General features: G+C 28.8%; 13 protein-coding genes and 1 pseudogene. 13 read left to right on the top strand and 1 reads right to left on the bottom strand.

What is annotated here, in order from left to right:
• The first annotated feature begins 176 nt into the window (after nt 1–176).
• Together rpoB and rpoC are read left to right on the top strand one after the other, a co-directional pair.
• Entirely contained in the window at nt 177–3,887 is a 3,711-nt protein-coding gene (gene rpoB / locus I5Q57_RS08655) for a DNA-directed RNA polymerase subunit beta (RefSeq protein ID WP_215826144.1), read from the top strand.
• 17 nt (nt 3,888–3,904) lie between these two features.
• Nucleotides 3,905–7,669 (top strand): DNA-directed RNA polymerase subunit beta', encoded by a 3,765-nt coding sequence (gene rpoC, locus I5Q57_RS08650; protein WP_215826143.1) that lies wholly within the window; start codon nt 3,905–3,907, stop codon nt 7,667–7,669.
• 71 nt (nt 7,670–7,740) lie between these two features.
• On the opposite strand, the gene I5Q57_RS08645 is transcribed toward rpoC, so the two are convergent.
• On the bottom strand, nt 7,741–8,391 hold the full coding sequence (locus tag I5Q57_RS08645; protein WP_215826142.1) for a nitroreductase family protein: 651 nt from the start codon (nt 8,389–8,391) through the stop codon (nt 7,741–7,743).
• 202 nt (nt 8,392–8,593) lie between these two features.
• Here I5Q57_RS08645 and rpiB point away from each other — a divergent pair, with 202 nt between their 5' ends.
• The 11 genes and pseudogenes from rpiB to atpF all read left to right on the top strand — a co-directional run bounded on the left by rpiB (nt 8,594) and on the right by atpF (nt 16,087).
• Nucleotides 8,594–9,046: a ribose 5-phosphate isomerase B gene (rpiB, locus tag I5Q57_RS08640; RefSeq protein WP_215826141.1), complete on the top strand. Its 453-nt coding sequence runs from the start codon at nt 8,594–8,596 to the stop codon at nt 9,044–9,046.
• Nucleotides 9,039–10,388: a serine hydroxymethyltransferase gene (glyA, locus tag I5Q57_RS08635; protein ID WP_215826140.1), complete on the top strand. Its 1,350-nt coding sequence runs from the start codon at nt 9,039–9,041 to the stop codon at nt 10,386–10,388. Before rpiB ends, glyA begins: the two co-directional genes overlap by 8 nt.
• Before the next feature lie 61 nt (nt 10,389–10,449).
• A complete protein-coding gene (locus I5Q57_RS09770) occupies nt 10,450–10,584 on the top strand; it encodes a hypothetical protein (RefSeq protein ID WP_256444889.1) in 135 nt (44 codons plus the stop codon).
• A 20-nt stretch (nt 10,585–10,604) separates the two neighbouring features.
• Entirely contained in the window at nt 10,605–10,979 is a 375-nt protein-coding gene (locus I5Q57_RS08630) for a hypothetical protein (RefSeq protein ID WP_215826139.1), read from the top strand.
• A 420-nt stretch (nt 10,980–11,399) separates the two neighbouring features.
• Complete coding sequence (locus I5Q57_RS08620; protein ID WP_215826137.1) at nt 11,400–12,056, top strand: transposase; 657 nt, start codon at nt 11,400–11,402, stop codon at nt 12,054–12,056.
• Between the two features lie 159 nt (nt 12,057–12,215).
• Nucleotides 12,216–12,842 (top strand): uracil phosphoribosyltransferase, encoded by a 627-nt coding sequence (gene upp, locus I5Q57_RS08615; protein WP_215826136.1) that lies wholly within the window; start codon nt 12,216–12,218, stop codon nt 12,840–12,842.
• A gap of 9 nt (nt 12,843–12,851) precedes the next feature.
• On the top strand, nt 12,852–13,265 hold the full coding sequence (locus tag I5Q57_RS08610) for an MG406 family protein (RefSeq protein WP_215826135.1): 414 nt from the start codon (nt 12,852–12,854) through the stop codon (nt 13,263–13,265).
• 1 nt (nt 13,266) lies between these two features.
• Nucleotides 13,267–14,001: a F0F1 ATP synthase subunit A gene (locus tag I5Q57_RS08605; protein ID WP_215826134.1), complete on the top strand. Its 735-nt coding sequence runs from the start codon at nt 13,267–13,269 to the stop codon at nt 13,999–14,001.
• Between the two features lie 112 nt (nt 14,002–14,113).
• A pseudogene (locus tag I5Q57_RS08600) lies at nt 14,114–15,197 on the top strand (IS3 family transposase).
• Between the two features lie 55 nt (nt 15,198–15,252).
• Entirely contained in the window at nt 15,253–15,537 is a 285-nt protein-coding gene (gene atpE, locus I5Q57_RS08595; protein WP_246534699.1) for an ATP synthase F0 subunit C, read from the top strand.
• 13 nt (nt 15,538–15,550) lie between these two features.
• Nucleotides 15,551–16,087: a F0F1 ATP synthase subunit B gene (gene atpF, locus I5Q57_RS08590; RefSeq protein ID WP_215826133.1), complete on the top strand. Its 537-nt coding sequence runs from the start codon at nt 15,551–15,553 to the stop codon at nt 16,085–16,087.
• The last annotated feature ends 6 nt before the right edge of the window (nt 16,088–16,093 follow it).

Here is a 16,093-nt window from a genome sequence, read left to right as displayed (position 1 = left end):
TGTAATAAATAAATGAGCTCGTATTTATTTATTAATTAACAGCAAGTTTGTAGAAACCAAAATCTTGTCATATGTATATGGTTTCTACAAAATTAAAAAAAGTATGTATTGATTTAAGGGTATAATTAGTATAAAATTATATAGTTTTAGTTATGAAAAACAAGGGGGATTTGTTAATGGCATTTAAGATGAAACATTTTGGAGATTATGTTCAAAGAAGAGATTATTCCAAGGTTTCAGGGAAATTAGAATTACCCAATTTGATTGAAGTACAAACTGATAATTATCAATGATTTATGAAAGATGGCATTCAGGAGGTTTTTGATGAAATATTTCCAATAACTGATCCTGAAGGGAAGACAACATTATCATTGTTAAGTTGAGAAGTAAAAAAACCACGACGCAACTTAAAACAAGCACAAGAAGAATCAAAGATTTATGAAGTACCAATTTATGCTAAATTGCAATTAACTGTTATTAAAGATGATGAAAGAATTAATAGTCAAATTGCTAAAACGCCAGATCAAGCAATGTTATTATGAGTAAGAGAAGAATTTGGCTTTAAAAATCCAGTATTATCAAAACAAGATGATAATGTTTTTTATTTTGAAGATATTAATGCTGAAGATAAAATTGCTATTGAAATTATTATTAAAAAGCAAGATGAAGAAGAAATGTTAGTTGATTATACCCTTTGAAGAGCAGGTGAAGTTTTTTTAGGTGATTTTCCGTTAATGACCGATAAAGGAACTTTCATTATTAATGGTAGTGAAAAGGTTGTTGTTTCTCAATTAGTAAGGTCACCAGGAAGTTATTACAAAAAGAATATTGATCCGAAAACAGGAAAAATTATTTATTTTAATGATATTATCCCTTCGCGGGGGACATGATTAGAGTTTGAAAGTCATATTAAAAAGGTTAAAACTAAACAAAATAATTTATATAAACATATTTTTCAAGTAAAAATTGATAAGTCACGAAAAACTAACGCTACTGTTTTGTTTACAGCATTAGGTTTAAAAAAAGATGATTTATTAGCATTGTATAATTATGATCAGTTATTATTTGACACTTATGAAAGTGATTATATTAGTGGTTTAGAAAATGACAGTTGAGAATTTGCAGTTCAAGAAATTTATAAAAAAATTCGATCAGGGGAAACGGCGACTGTTGATGGTGCTAGTAAGTTTCTTTTTGGATTATTATTTGATAAAAGAAAATATGATTTAACTAAAGCTGGCCGATTTAAATTGATTCAAAAGCTATTAATTGTTGATCGATTATTAAATCGGATTTTGGCTGAAGATATTAAAGATGTTAAAGGTAATGTTGTTTTTAAAAAGGGATATTTAATTACTAAAAAAGATTTAGAATTATTGCATACAATTTTAAATGCTGGGGCAATGTTGCAAGAAATTAATTTTCATCCGGATATTAAAAGTCATAATAAAATTCAAAGAGTTTTAGTTTATGCTAATAATGAAATGATTAATCCTGATGATAGTATTGCAATTTTAGGTGTTGATCCAAGTAATAAAATAGAATATATTACGATTCCAGATATTATTGCTTCTTTTTCATATTTATTAAATATTACTAAAGGTTTGGGAAATATTGATGATATTGATCATTTAGGTAATCGTCGTGTGCGAACAGTTGGTGAGTTATTACAAAATCAATTTCGGATTGGGATGGCAAGAATTGAAAAAAATGTTAAAGAAAAGATGTCAACTGCTGATAGTTCTGTTATTAAGCCATCAAATATTATTAATAATAAACCGTTAACAGCTGTTATTGGTGAGTTTTTTAACTTATCACAGTTATCACAGTTTATGGATCAAACTAATCCGTTATCAGAATTAACTAATAAAAGAAGAATTACTGCTTTAGGTCCGGGGGGATTATCTCGTGAACGAGCTGGTTTAGAAGTTCGTGATGTGCATTACTCGCATTATGGCAGAATTTGTCCGATTGAAACTCCTGAAGGACCAAATATTGGTTTAATTAATAATTTATCAACTTATGCTCATATTAATAAATATGGTTTTATTGAAACGCCATATCGGAAAGTAAATAATGGTATTGTAACTGAAATTAATCATTATTTAACGGCAGATCAAGAAAAAAATTATGTTATTAGTCAAGCAAATATTGCAATTGATGATCAAGGAAAGATTATTGAAAAGCAAGTTGCTGCTCGTTTTAGTGGTGAAAATATTATCGCCACTAACAATGAAGTTGATTATATTGATGTTTCACCACGACAAATTGTTTCCATTGCGACATCTTGTATTCCTTTTTTAGAAAATGATGATGCTAACCGTGCTTTGATGGGTGCTAATATGCAACGCCAAGCAATTCCTTTAATTAAACCACAATCACCGTTAGTAGGTACGGGTGTGGAACATGCAGCTGCTAGAGATTCAGGATTAGCAATTATTTCTTTAGATGATGGAATGGTTGATTATGTTGATAGTAAAAAAATTACCGTTAAACATAAAGACCGAGTTAAAGTGTATGAATTAAATAGTTTTGATCGCAGTAATAGTGGTACGGCTTTAATTCATTCTCCATTGGTAAAACTTGGTGATATTGTTAGCAAAGGACAAATTTTAGCTGATGGTGCTTCAATGGAAAAAGGTGAATTAGCGTTAGGTCAAAATGTTATGGTGGCATTTACAACTTGAAATGGTTATAACTATGAAGATGCGATTATTATTAGTGAACGCTTAGTATATGATGATGTTTTTACATCAATTCATATTGAAGAATATACTATTGAACGCCGACAAACAAAACAAGGTGAAGAAGAAATAACTCGTGAAATTCCCAATATTCCAGATAATATGCGTCGTTATTTAGATGTTGACGGGATTGTAATGGTTGGTGCCGAAGTTAAAGAAGGCGACATTCTTGTTGGGAAAGTAACGCCTAAAGGACAAGCCGAATTGTCAGCAGAAGATAAATTATTGCAAGCTATTTTTGGTGAAAAATCTCGTAATGTTAAAGATAATTCTTTAATTATTCCGAATGGTGGTGCGGGAATTATTCAAGCAGTGAAAAGATTTTCTCGTAAAGATGGGCATGATTTACCAGTTTCGGTATTAGAAATTGTTAAAATCTATGTTGTTCAAAAACGAAAAATTCAAGAAGGGGATAAAATGGCGGGAAGACACGGTAATAAGGGTGTTATTTCTAAAGTTTTACCGATTGAAGATATGCCTCATCTTGTTGATGGGACACCGGTAGATATTATGTTAAATCCGTTAGGAGTTCCTTCGCGAATGAATATTGGTCAAGTATTAGAATTACATTTGGGAATGGCTGCTAAAAAGTTAGGGTTAAAAGTAGCTACCCCAGTTTTTGAAGGCGTAAGTAATGAAGAATTAATTGCTATTATGGCAGAAGCTAAGATGGATAATTTTGGAAAAGAAACTTTAATTGATGGTCAAACAGGTGAAACATTTGGTAATAAAATATCTGTTGGTGTAATGTATATGTTAAAACTATCACATATGGTGGAAGATAAAATTCATGCTCGGAATGTTGGGCCATATTCTTTAATCACTCAACAACCATTAGGTGGAAAAGCACAAAATGGGGGTCAAAGATTTGGGGAAATGGAAGTATGAGCTTTGGAAGCTTATGGAGCGGCTCATACTTTAAGAGAAATCTTAACAATTAAATCTGATGATATTATTGGAAGAACGAAGTTATATACTAAAATCGCTAAGGGTGAAAAATTGCCATTGTCAGGAATTCCTGAGTCATTTAATGTTCTAATTAAAGAATTACAAGGTTTATCAATCAATGTTGTTTTAAAAACTAAAGATGGTAAAGAACATAAGATGTTAAATTATGAAGAAGATGAAGAAAGTAAATTCTAGAGAGGAAGAAATGATAAATGTTTAATGATCACAAAAACTTTAAAGAAATTAAAATTAGTTTAGCTTCTCCAGAAGATATTCGTTCTTGGTCGTATGGTGAAGTAATAAAACCAGAAACTATTAATTATAAATCATTAAAACCAGAAAAGGGTGGTCTTTTTGATCAGCGAATTTTTGGGCCGATTAAAAACTATGAATGTGAATGTGGAAAATATAAAAAAGAAAATAATCGTGGTAAAATCTGTGAACGCTGTGGGGTGCAATTAACAGAATCAATTGTTAGAAGAAAAAGAATGGGACATATCGAATTAGAAGATCCTGTATCACACATTTGAATGTTAAAGGCATCACCTTCCCAAATTGCTTTGGCATTAAATATGCGTACTAAGGATTTAGAGGAAGTGATTTATTTTGTTTCTTATATTGTTTTAGATGCTGGTGATGCTAAAAATTTAAGGAATAAAATGGTTTTAGATTTAGGTAATGCTAAAACTTCACAAGAAACTCGTGAACGATTAATTAAAACTTTAGAAAATATTAAAAAAGATTTAACTGTGGAATCAATTGCTTTTGAAAGAGCACAAGGAATGATTGAAGATTTAAAAACTACTAATATTCCTTTTTCAATGGATGAATGTGCTCAATTTATTAATAAATATACTAATGCTAAATTTGGTATTGGTGCTGAGGCAATTGAACATTTACTTAAAAATTTAGATTTAAAAGAAGAAATTAAGAAAATTAAAAGAAAAATTCAAGGTAAAAAATCGCAAACGGATAAATTGAAATTAATGCGTTCTTTGAAAACTTTAAATGATTTTTTGCGTTCAGGAAATAAGCCTGAGTGAATGATTTTACATGCTATTCCGGTGTTACCACCAGATATTAGACCAATTATTCAATTAGATGGGGGCAGATTTACAGCATCAGAATTGAATGATTTATATCGTAAGATTATTATTAGAAATGAACGATTAAAACGCGTTAAACAAATGGGGGCCCCTTCAATTATTATTAATAATGAAAAAAGGATGTTACAAGAAGCCGTTGATGCCTTAATTGATAATGATCGTAAAGCGCGTCCTGTAACCGGAAGAGATAAGCGACCGTTAAAATCATTAACAGCAATTTTAAAAGGAAAACAAGGGCGTTTTCGTCAAAACTTGTTAGGAAAACGAGTTGATTATTCTGGAAGAAGTGTTATTGCTGTTGGTCCAGAATTAAAAATGTATCAGTGTGGTTTACCACGCGATATGGCAATTGTTCTTTTTAAACCATTTATTATTGCTGAATTATTAAGAGATGCTAAAGAAAGTAATAGTAATTTAACTTATAAGATGGCAGAAAAGATGATTGATCAACGCGATGAACGCGTATGAGATTATTTAGAAGTAGTTATTAAAGAGCGTCCAATATTATTAAATCGGGCACCAACACTGCATCGTTTAGGAATTCAAGCTTTTGAACCGAAGTTAGTAAAAGGGAAAGCAATTCGTTTGCACCCATTAGTAACACCAGCATTTAATGCTGATTTTGATGGTGACCAAATGGCAGTTCATGTGCCGATAACAGCAGAAGCTGTTGCTGAAGCGCGATATTTAATGTTAGGTTCAAAAAACATTTTAGGACCGAAAGATGGAAAACCAATTGTAACGCCAACTCAGGATATGGTTTTAGGAAATTATTACTTAACTTTTGAAAGTAAAGGTAAAATTGGTGAAGGAAATATTTATCGGAATTTTGATGATGCTGTTTTAGCTTATGATAATAAACAATTACATTTACATGCGATAATTGCTATTCCGGTTAATGCTATGGATGATAAGATTAAGGTTAATGATAGTAAAAATAAGGTATTAATAACAACGATTGGAAAGTTAATTTTTAATAAAATTTTTCCTGTTGATTTTCATTATTTTAATGAACCAACATCAGAAAATCTTGATTATTTAGATGACCGTCATATTATTTTAATTACTGAAGATATCCGAAAATTTATTGCATCACGAAAAGCAATTGCTCCATTTAAGAAAAGTAGTTTATCAAATATTATTACTAAGTTTTTTAAGAAATATGGAACACAAAAAACTGCTGAAATGTTAGATAATATGAAAAATTTAGGATTTAAATTTTCAACAATTTCTGGTGTTACGATTTCGGCACAAGATATGCAAGCATATGATGGTAAAAAGGAAAACTTTGTTGAAGCTGATAAATATATTGCTCAAGTTCAAGAATTTTATCGTTTAGGAATGATAACTGAACGCGAAAAACATAAATTAATTATTGAAAAATGATCGGATGTTAAAGATTTAATTCAAAAGAAATTAGAAGTAGTGTTAAAGCAAGATATTAATAATCCGATTACGATTATGACTGATTCGGGTGCGCGGAGTAATCTTTCTAACTTTACACAGTTAGTAGGGATGCGAGGATTAATGAATAATCCTAAGGGAGAAGTTATTGAATTACCGATTCTTTCTTCTTTTATACAAGGATTAACGGTTCTTGAATTCTATATTTCTACGCATGGGGCTAGAAAAGGAATGGCTGATATGGCTTTAAAAACAGCTGATTCTGGTTATTTAACAAGAAGATTAGTAGATGTTGCTCAAGAAATTATTATTGTGATAGAAGATTGTCAAACAGAAAAAGGATTCTTAATTAAAGATATTGTTGATACTAAAAATTATATTATTATTGTACCCTTACAAGATCGTGCTTTTGGACGATTTACAAAGTCAGCGATAATTAACAAAAATGGTAAGGAAATTGTTCCTGCTAATACTTTAATTACTGAAGATATTAATAATAAAATTGTCAAAAATAATATTACGGAATTTGAAATTCGTTCCGTTTTAACTTGTGATGCTTCTAAAGGAGTATGTAAAAAATGTTATGGACTTAATTTAGCAACGGGTGCAATTGTTGATATTGGTGAAACTGTTGGGATTGTCGCAGCCCAATCAATTGGTGAACCAGGGACACAATTAACAATGCGTACTTTCCATACAGGTGGTGTTGCTGGTGGTCTAGATATTACTCAGGGGTTACCAAGAATTAAAGAATTATTAGATAATACAATTCCTAAGGGGGCGGTTGCCATTATTTCTGAAATTGATGGTACCGTTCAAGAAATAAATGAAGAAAATGGTATTAATATTATTACTGTTGTATCTGAACATAATGAAAGAAAATATAAAACTCCTTATAACTCCAATATTCGTGTTAAAGTTGGTTCGCTAGTTAAAGCTGGTCAAAAATTAACTGAAGGAGCAATTAATGTTAAACATTTATTAGAAATTGCCGGGATTAAAGAAGTTCAAGAATATATTTTAAAAGAAGTTCAAAAAGTATATCGTTTGCAAGGGATTCAAATTTCTGATAAATATATTGAAATTATTATTAAACAAATGTTAAATAAAATTCAAATTATTGATGGTGGGGATAGTGACTTATTAGTTGGGGAAACAGTTACGATTAAAGAATTTAAAGATATTGTTGGTAAGTTATTATCAGAAGATCGTCGTCCGCCTTATGGATTTCCAATTATGTTTGGTATTAAAAAAGCACCATTGGAATCTAATTCTTTCTTATCGGCAGCATCATTTCAAGATACTACACGCGTATTAACAAAAGCAATTATTAAAGGTAAAATTGATACTTTAGAAGGATTAAAAGAAAATGTTATTTTAGGTAATTTAATTCCTGCGGGAACAGGATTATTAGATTCCGAAGATATCATTGCTAGAGGAAAAATTGCTTATGAAGAGGAATATTAAAATTTAAATTATTAGATATTTTTTAAATATAAAAGAAACGCCATTATCTTTACAATAATGGCGTTTTTGTTTTATTCAATTTTAGTAACTAATTGTTCGTAAGTTAAGGATTGTGGTTTTATTGGTAATTCTTTATTTTTAGGTAAATATCCGGCAGTGAGAACAACGGCAAGATTGTATTCGTTGGGAGCGATATATTTATTTGTTTCTAAATAATTAATGATGTCAGCACCATCAAAACCTTCCATTGGACTAGTACCAATGCCTTTAGCAAAAGCACAAAGAATAATGTTTTCTAATAAAATATATGCTTGTCGTTTAGCTCATTCTTCTGGGTCATTAATATATTTTTTTAAATAATTTATTAATTTATTTTGTAATTGTTCAAATTTTTCATCAGAATTCTGATAACGCGTTTGATATCTTAAACGAAGAAAGGCACTATTTTTTGTAAAGGCATTTTTTTTATTAGTTAAAATTAAAAATAGATGTGAAGCGTTAAGGACTTGTTTTTGTTTTCATATTAAAGGATGTAATTCTTGTTTTACTTTGTTATTACTAACAACAATAAGATGTCATGGTTCTGATCCAAATGCTGATGGTGAATGACGGGCTACTTCTAAGATTTCATTAATATCTTGTTCATTAATTTTTTGGGGATCATATTCTCGTCAAGAATGACGGGCTAAGAGGATTTCTTTTAGAATATCAAATTTATTCATAACTTTACCTACTTTCTTGTAGTTATAATTATAAAACATTTTTTTAGGAAGAGATAAATAAAGTTAAAAATTTAACTAATAATAAAATTAATGAAGGAGTTGTTACTTTTAAAATAAATTAATATTTGTTCAAAATAATTAATTTCTTTCTTTTATACTATACAATTAAATAAAAGGATATTGGAAGGAGGGAATTATAAATATGAAAGATAAAATTGCTATTGGATGTGATCACGCTGGATATGTATTAAAAACTGCTCTTATTGAATATTTAAAAAATAATGAATATGAGGTTATTGATTTAGGAACTAATAGTGAAGAAGAACAAGTGGATTATCCTGATTATGCCAAATTGGTTGGTAAAGAAGTAGGAAATGGTAATGCTAAGTATGGAATTTTAATTTGTGGTACAGGTATTGGAATAAGTATTAGTGCTAATCGCATGCCGAAAATTAGAGCGGCATTATGTTATGAAACAAAGTTAGCGGCCTTAGCTCGCGAACATAATGATGCTAATATTTTAGTTTTAGGAGGGAGAATTATTGCGCCTCAAAAAGCGATTTGAATTTTAGAAGAATTTTTAAATACTAAATTTTCAAACCGTCATCAACAACGAGTTGAAAAAATTGAATTAGGAGATATTAAAGATGTTTAAAGATGATACGCAAATAAATGATGTTAGTTTAGAAGAAAAGGATATTGATTCATTAATAACTGATATTGATTCAGAAATACAAAATATTAATCGCAAAACAAATGATATTGATCCCGAACTAAAAGCAGTTGTTAAAGAAGAACTTATTAGACAACAACGCCATGTGGAATTAATTGCTTCGGAAAATTATGTTTCGCTTCCTGTACTAAGATTAGCAGGTTCAATATTAACTAATAAATATGCTGAAGGATATCCGGGAAGAAGATATTATGGTGGTTGTGAATTTGTTGATAAAAGTGAAAATTTAGCGATTGAAAGATTAAAGGCTTTATTTAATGCTGAGCATGCTAATGTACAACCGCATTCTGGTAGTCAAGCTAATGCTGCTGCATATCAAGCGATTTTAAAGCCGAATGATATTGTTTTGGCAATGAGTTTAGACGCAGGGGGTCATTTAACCCATGGACATAAATTGAATTTCTCAGGAATTGTTTATCAATTTCATGGTTATGGTGTTGATGAAAAGACTCAACAATTAGATTATGAAGCAATTAGACAACAAGCATTAGAACTTAAACCAAAATTAATTGTTGCGGGAGCTAGTGCATATTCAAGAACGATTGATTTTACTAAGTTTCGTGAAATTGCTGATGAAGTTGGAGCATTATTAATGGTTGATATGGCTCATATTGCTGGTTTAATTGCTGCTGGATTACATCCAAATCCTGTAGTAGTAGCAGATATTGTAACAACAACAACACATAAAACATTACGCGGTCCAAGAAGCGGTGCAATTTTATGTAAAAAAGAATTAGCAAAAGCGATTGATCGAGCAGTATTCCCAGGTCAACAAGGAGGCCCTTTAGAACATATTATTGCTGCTAAAGCACAAGCATTTTATGAGGCGGCAACACCAGAATTTAAAGCATATCAACAGCAAATTATGGCTAATTGCAAAGTTTTAGAAAATATTTTTAGAAAACATGATGTTAAATTGATTAGTGGTGGTACTGATAATCATTTAATGATTATTGATGTTAAAACATCATTTAATCGTACGGGGCAGGAATGTGAAAATATTTTGCATCAAATTGATGTTATTTGTAATAAAAATATGATTCCATTTGATAAAGAAAAACCAATGACTACTAGTGGCATTCGGATTGGAACAGCAGCGATGACCACTAGAGGTTGAAAAGAAAAGGAATTTGAACAATTAGCAAATATAATTATTAGTGTTCTTAAAAAAAATGGTAATACTGAAGACAATGTTGCTAAGCATAAACACCAAATTGGTATTTTATTAAAAGATTTTCCAATATATGAAAATTACCAATTATAAGTTTAATTTATAATATTTAGTAATTTAAGAGGTGGTATGTATTTTCAGGGAATTTTTACTATTGTATTCAACAACTCTGTTAAGCGTTTCTAGTGTTGCTAGCATTACGAGGTTAAACCAATCTTTGCAAGCAATTAATACTGATTTTAGTTGACGAGTTACTAATCGGAGTAAAAGTAATAATGGCTATTTTTAAAAATTGAAGAAAGTTTTGTATTGCAAAATTGGCATAATTATGCACAATCACTACTTGAATTTAGTAATGATTACCTGCTAATTTCGTTTGGTAAAAGTTCATATATTAAGTTATGAACTTTTAATAATCGAAAAACTGTTCCGGCAATAGATTTACAGTGGCCAACTTCATTATGATTTAAAACAACAAAAAATGAACCTAATAAAGTACATACTGAATATATTGGTTCTTATGATGACATTAGTAAATCAAAACAGTCCGTTGATTTATCATTTTGAGCGCGAGAAGAAGATTATATTTTAGGAATAAGTGTTAAAATTACTTGTGCTTCTTTTCATAATAAGAGTTTTTTAGAATATTCAATATTTTTAAATGGAATAAGATTTTCGGTTTAATTTGAATATTTTTTTGTTATTGGAAAAAAATTTTAATTTTGTAGAAAACTCTTGATATTTATTGAATATACTTAATTTTAGGTATATTTTTATATGACAGAGGTGGGTAATAATTATGGAAAAAATAATTCAAGAACTAGTAAATACTTTAACAGATGATCAATTTTTAGAATTTTATGAAAAAGTCAAACAACAAGCAGAATTAATAAAAAAACAAAAACGTTTAAATGAAATTGATCAAAAATTTAGAGCACAAGGTACTTTAAATGCTCTAAATGTGAATCTTACCATTGCGTTAAAAATGGACATAATTCAGAAGGAAAACAAAAATATTTATGTAAAAATTGCCATGCAATTTTTGACGCTTTTCGTAATCATTTTATTTATTGAAGTCATTTAAATTATGAACAATGAAATTTATTGATTCAAATTTCATTGCTGGGGCAATCTAGTAAAACAATTTCTCGTTTTATTAAAACTACATTAAAAACTGCTTGATATAATCGTCAAAAATTAATGAAATCAAAACAATTAGAAAATACCCAATTAAAATTTAAAAAATTATCTGGTAAAATCCAAATCGATGAAACATTTATTAAAGAAATTCATAAAGGAAATTTCAAACATAAAACTGATCCACGAAGAATTCACCTTGACCCATTAGCAACTAATACTAAATGCTGTATTCAAATGGCGGTTGATAATAATAACAATATTTATGTTAAATCCACAAACACCAAACGTTTACAAAAACAATGAGTTATTGAAAATATGAACAAAGAATTAATTAACCAAAATTCAATTATTACTTCTGATATGCAAAAATTATATTTTTTAGTAGCAAAACAAACAAATTCTACTTTATGTGTAACTAAAACAACAATTAATCCTGAAGCTAATTATCGTAACTTAAATAAAATCAGTAAATTACAATCTAGTCTTAAAGAAGCCTTAATTCATTATCATGGTTTAGGTTTTACTAATATTCAAAATTATTTAAATCTCTGAAAATTAAAATACCAACATAAGGGTTTAACTCCAAGCCAACAAACAGCGGTATTATATTTTAATGTATAAAAAATTAAAGTAAAAATAGTAATTTTACATAAAAGCCTTTTAAAATTATCAAGTTGATGATTTTTTTTATTTTATCAAGAGCTTTCGACAAAATTAAAATTATTTTTTATTACTAAAAATATAAGAAAGTAGTATAATTCTTAATAGGAGTGAAACAATATGGCACTATTTATTATTAAACATCCTTTAATTGATGATAAGTTAACAAGGTTACGAAAAAAAGATACCGATAGTAAGATTTTTAAAGAAAATGTTAATGAAATTACGCGGTTAATGGCTTATGAAGTTTTTCAGGATTTGAAGTTACAAGAAATTTCAATTGAAACACCAATGGCGGCCACTACTGGTAAAAAAGTTGCTCAAGATATTATTCTTGTTCCGGTTTTAAGGGCGGGTTTAGGAATGGTTGATGGAATCTTAGGATTGGTTCCTAATGCTAAAATTGGTCATATTGGTATTTATCGTGATGAAAAGTCTTTGCAACCTAAGAAGTATTTAGAAAAAAAACCTAATAATGTGAAAAATAGTTATACAGTAATTTTAGATCCAATGTTAGCAACGGGTGGCACGGCAATAGCTGCAATTGATATTGTTAAACAATGGAAAGTATCACATAATATTAAGTTTATTTGTTTATTAGCTGCCCCAGAAGGAATTGCAAAACTGGAAAAAGCCCATCCTGATATTAATATTTATACAGCAGCAGTTGATGAGAAGCTTAATGAAAATGGTTATATTGTTCCGGGTCTTGGTGATGCAGGAGACCGCTATTTTGATACACAGTAGATAGTTATAATGAAAAATATTAATTGGAAATATGAAAAAAAAATAATGATTGTTTTTGGGTTGTTAATTTTTATTGGACTATTAGTAACAACAATTTTTACTATAATTAATTATTTGTCTTGAAATTTGATTACTGGTTTTGTTACAACAAGTATTTTTAGTTTATTAAATTATTTGTTATTAATTTTTTTAACTTCGTATACGATCCAAAGCGGTCAATCAATTAATAAATTAGGAATAAAGCTACTTTTTTTATTTCGAGTATTATTATATTTAATTCCTGTTTTGATTATTATGCTATTTAATGAATATTTTAATATTTTTAGTAGTATTTTTGGTTTAATACTTGCTTTTCTTGCAACTTTAATTGTTAATATGTATAATGCTTTGATAGAAAAGAGGAACTTGAAGGATGAATCTTAAGATGTATGCAAGTTTTGAATTATGAGATCCGTGAAAACTTGTTCCGCAAATAACAACGATTATTTTAACAACTTTAATAATTACTATGATTACTTTAATATACTTTTTTAAAGTAAAAAAACTTGATCCTAAAGATGAACCACGAGGATTAGTATTAATTGTGGAACTTTGTGTTAAAAGTGTTGAAAATTTAGTTATTAGTATTTTAGGACCAAGTTTTAAATGATTAACATTATATTTTTTATATTTGTTGTCATATATTATTGTTGGTAATTTGTTATCAATTGTTGGCTTTGAATCGCAGGTGACATCATATACAACAACATTTGCGATGGGATTAGTAACATTTGTGGGGATTTATATTTTTGGCATTAAATTTCAAAGATTAGCTTTTTTTAAACGATATTTAAATCCATTAGAATTGTTAACGCAATTTGTGCCATTAGTTTCCATTTCATTTCGACTTTTTGGAAATATTTTAGGTGGCACTATTATTATGGCGTTGTTATATCAATTTAGTGATTTAATTTCCCGACAAGTCCCAATTATTGGTCAAGTGAATTTTTTAGCAGGATTTTTAGCACCATTTTTTCATTTTTACTTTGATATCTTTTTTGGTATTATTCAAGCGGTTATTTTTTCAATTTTAACATTAGTTTATTGAAAATTAGAAATTGGTGATGAAAAACCCGTTAGTAAAGAAGGCGCTATTAATACGCGTGGGGCTGATGGATAATTGTTTCATTTAGTTCACAAAATATTTAATATGGATAGGTTACAATAAGTTGGACCATATTTATATGGACTTTCAAATAAAATAAAATTATTAAGAAAGTAGAAAGATAAAAATGGGGAAAAACTCATATTCAAATGAATTTAAAAAACAAATTGTCATGCTTTATCAAAACGGAAAAAGCATTGTTTAAATTATTAAAGAATACGGAATTTCAAAATCAGCCGTATATCAGTGAATTGAAAATTTTAATAATTTTGGGTCATTTAAAGTGCAAAATAATTGCACTGTCGAAGAAAATAAATTAATTTACTTGCGAAAAGAAAACCAACAATTACGAATGGAAAATGACATTTTAAAGCAAGCAGCACTGATAATTGGCAAAAAATAGGAATTATTAACAATAATAAAGAAAAATATTCCGCGCTAAAAATGTGTCAAATATTAAAAATAGCAAAATCAACATATTATTATCAAACTAATAATTGTGTTAAGTATGATGTTAATAATTATGAAGAAGAAGTTATCAGCGCATTTAATAAAATTCGTAAAATTTATGGCGCTCGTAAAATTAAAGCTTTTTTAATGAGAAAAGATATTATATTATCACGTCGAAAAATCATATTCCTTATGATCAAAAATAATTTGGTTTCTAAATACACCAAATTAAAATATCGTAATCATAAAACAATGGTTAATAATGACCAAATTAGTAATGTTTTAAATCGTCAATTTAATAACAAAAAACCTAATGAAGTTGTTGTTAGTGATTTAACATATGTGCAAGTTGGAGGAAAATGACATTATATTTGTTTATTAATTGACTTGTTTAATCGAGAAATAATTGGCTATAGTGCTGGACCAAACAAAACCGCTGAACTAGTTCAACAAGCTTTTCATAAAATAACAGGACCATTAAATAAAATAACTTTATTTCATACTGATCGTGGTAATGAGTTCAAAAATAAAATCATTGATGAAATTTTAATAACCTTTAATATTAAAAGTATGACAATGCTGTGGCTGAAACAACTTACAAAACTTTTAAAACGGAATTTATCAAGGGTAAAAAATTTGAAAATTTAACACAATTAAAATGCGAATTATTTGATTTTGTTAATTGATACAATAATCTTAGAATACATGGCAGTTTAAATTATTTAACGCCTGTTGAATTTAGAAAATGACAGTTTACATAAAAAGTGTCCAAAAAAGGGTAGCCATACCAATAATATCTAGAAGGAGGATAAATAGATGATGAGTGTGGAAATAATAAATAGTATTAATACTGTTGGAACAATTTTGGCTAGTGGTGATGCTTCATGAGGCAAATTTATTGGAGCAGGGATTGCTGTTTTAGGTTGTTTTGGTGCGGGGATTGGTCAAGGTTATGCTGCAGGTAAAGCTGCTGAGGCGGTAGGAAGAAATCCAGAAGCTAATGGTAAGATTAGAACAATGTTAATTATCGGTTGTGCCATTGCAGAAACTGGTGCTATTTATAGTCTTGTTATTGCTTTAATTTTAATATTTGTTACGTAAGGAATAAGATTAGATGTTGTTAAGTAATTTAGCAATTTTTTATAAAATTGAACAAGAAAATATTATTAATCAATTATTTCCTAATGTGTGGGTATTCATTGCTCATATTTTAGCAACTGTTGTTTTATTAGTTGTTTTAGGTTTTTTTCTTTATAAACCTTTTAAACAATTAATGCGAAAACGAAGAAGTATTATTAAAGATTTAATTGATGATGCGATTAGGAAACAAACACAAGCAACAAAGTATGAAACAGAAGCTAATTCGTTATTAAAGGATTCTAAAATGCAATCACAACAAATTATTGATGATGCTAAAGCGGAAGCTTTAACGCAAAGACAAGAAATTATTAATCAAGCGAGCATTGAGGCGAAGTTAATAGATGAACAGTCGCAAAGAGATATTTTAAAAGAGCGGATTAAAGCGGAAGAAAACATTCGTCAAGAGATTATTGATGTTGCTTTTAATATGGCACAAAATATTTTGGAAAGAGAGATTGATCGTAAACAAAATGAAGTTTTGATTGATGATTTTATTAAACAATTAGATTAGGAGTTA

Source organism: Spiroplasma endosymbiont of 'Nebria riversi', from assembly GCF_018831625.1.
Classification (GTDB): domain Bacteria; phylum Bacillota_I; class Bacilli_A; order Mycoplasmatales; family Nriv7; genus Nriv7.
This window is presented reverse-complemented; position numbering and strand designations above follow the sequence as displayed.